Raw genomic sequence first — 2,339 nt, 5'->3', positions numbered from 1 at the left:
CTCCCCGTCACTATACGGGGAGAAGGTGCCGGTAGGCGGATGAGGGGCAGCGCTGTGCTTGCCCATTGTCACTCAATATCCCATCACCCCGCCCAGTCGCACAGTCGCGGCCATCAATTCCTCATCCGAAAAGCCGGAAAAACCCAGCACCAGACCTTGCCGGGGCGCCCCGCCGATGAACATGGAGGACAAGGCCCTGGCGCCGACACCTGCCGCCTTCGCCGCCTCGACGATCGCTGTGTCCGGCCCGGCATCCTTCAGCGTCGCCATCAAGTGCAGCCCCTGTTCGGGGACGGTCACATCGAGGGCATCGCCGCAATGCATATCGAGGCCGGCGACCAGCATGTCGCGCGCGGCTTGCACCCGGCGGCGCACGCGCCTGAGATGCGCGGCGAAATGGCCCTCGTTCAACAGGTCGGTCAGCGCGCCTTCGGCCAGCGTCGAGGGGAAGCGGTCGGAGCGCGCCCTGACCGCCATCACGGCATCGAGCAGCGCTTCGGGCACCACGACATAGCCGATGCGCAGGCCGGGGAAGAGGATTTTCGAGAAGGTGCCGAGATAGGCGACACGGTCTGAACCGTCCATGCCCTGCAGCGAGGTCAGCGGCGGGCCGGCATAGCGGAACTCGCTGTCGTAGTCGTCCTCGATGATCCAGGCATCGTTGCGCCGAGCCCAGTCGAGCAAAGCGAGACGGCGGCGCATCGTCATCGTCACGCCGAGCGGATATTGATGCGAGGGCGTGACATAGGCCGCGCGCGCCTTGGAGCACAGGCTTTCGCCGATCTCGGGATCGAGCCCTTCCGCGTCGACCGGTACCCCAAAAACCCTGGCGCCGCTGCCGGCCAGCACGGCCTGTGCCATGGGATAGCAGGGGTTTTCGATCCAGACGGCATCGCCGGGGCTGAGCGCGGCGCGCACCAGAAGATCCAGCCCCTGCTGCGTGCCCGAAGTCAGCACGATCTGGCCGGCATCGCAGCGCACGCCGCGTGCGGTCCTGAGATAGGTGGCAATTGCCGTGCGCAGCGGCAGGCCGCCGCGCGGATCGCCATAGCGGAAATGCTCCGGCCCGGGGCGAGCGAGGTGGCGCGACAGAAGGATGCGAAACAAATCAAGCGTGCGCGGATCGGACACCGCCACGCCAAGGCCGCAAGGCAGCGAGGTGGCGGCATCGATCTCGGGTGGCCGTGGCTTGACCAGTGTTGTCGGCAGATGCGGCACGTCAGGCGCGACGAAGGTTCCGGCACCGATCCTGGCGACGGCGAAGCCTTCCGAGACCAGCATTTCAAAACAGGCAACCGCCGCCGAACGCGATAGGCCGAAGCGCTGTGCGAGATCCCGGGTGGTCGGCAATTTGGCCCCGGCGGCCAGCGCGCCGGTCTCGATCAGCCGCCTGAGCGCCGCATAAAGCTCGCGGCTGCGCGGGCCGTCGCCCGGGAGGACCGGGATCAGCGCCGACCAATCCGGCAAATTGGTCTGTTTTTTCTTCATCGGATTGGTTCTTTTATCAACCAATGTCATGGCGCATGGTTGGCAGACAACAACCAAGGATGCAAGCCGTGAACGACACGCCAGCCAGCTTTCCGACCACCAGCCGCAACCGCGTCAAGCGCCTGCACGAGCGCGGCAGCTACGACCATGCGGCAGTCTTCTCGGTGCTGGATGCCGGGCTGCTGTGCCATGTCGCCTATACGTTCGACGGCCAGCCCTATTGCACGCCGACCATCCACTGGCGCGAGGATGACATGCTCTACTGGCACGGCTCGTCGGCCAGCCGCATGCTGCGCAATCTGCGCGGCGGCACGCCGGCGTGTCTGACGGTGTCGCATCTCGACGGGCTGGTGCTGGCGCGCTCGGGCTTCAACCATTCCGCCAATTACCGCTCGGCAATGTGTTTCGGCACAGCGCGGATCATCGACGAGCCTGATGAGAAACTGAAGGCGCTGGCCGGAGTCATCGACCGCTTCTACCCCGGCCGGAGCGAGACCCTGCGGCCGATCTCGGTGCAGGAGGCCAAGGCGACGACGGTGATCGGCATGCGCATCGAAGAGGCATCAGCCAAAGTGCGCGCCAAGGGCGTCGGCGACGACGAGGAGGATTACGGGCATCCGGTGTGGGCCGGCGTCATCCCGGTGCGGATGGTGGTCGGCGCCGCCGAGCCGTGTCCGAGGCTGCTGCCTGGTATCGAGCGGCCGCAGAATCTGGCTGGATATGCCGAGGGCGAAAGGCTGGATCGGGCGCTGACGCAGGCGCAACTGACGTATGAGGGCGAGCTGTAGTCAGCAAAGTTAGCGCCGCCCCTCATTGTCCTGCCGGACATTTCTCCCCGTATAGTGACGGGG

2 protein-coding genes are annotated in these 2,339 nt (G+C 66.1%); one reads left to right on the top strand and one right to left on the bottom strand.

Translation table 11 applies throughout. The annotated features are described in order from the left end of the window. Window positions 1–72 precede the first annotated feature (72 nt). The gene (locus EOC06_RS36085; RefSeq protein WP_128310034.1) at window positions 73–1,488 is read right to left on the bottom strand and encodes a PLP-dependent aminotransferase family protein; all 1,416 of its coding nucleotides are present in this window, start codon (window positions 1,486–1,488) and stop codon (window positions 73–75) included. 35 nt (window positions 1,489–1,523) lie between these two features. On the opposite strand from EOC06_RS36085, the gene EOC06_RS36080 reads away from it, so the two are divergent. Then, complete coding sequence (locus tag EOC06_RS36080) at window positions 1,524–2,276, top strand: pyridoxamine 5'-phosphate oxidase family protein (RefSeq protein WP_164898958.1); 753 nt, start codon at window positions 1,524–1,526, stop codon at window positions 2,274–2,276. Window positions 2,277–2,339 lie beyond the last annotated feature (63 nt).

This window comes from Mesorhizobium sp. M7A.F.Ca.MR.362.00.0.0 (assembly GCF_004023175.1).
Classification (GTDB): Bacteria; Pseudomonadota; Alphaproteobacteria; order Rhizobiales; family Rhizobiaceae; genus Mesorhizobium.
This window is presented reverse-complemented; position numbering and strand designations above follow the sequence as displayed.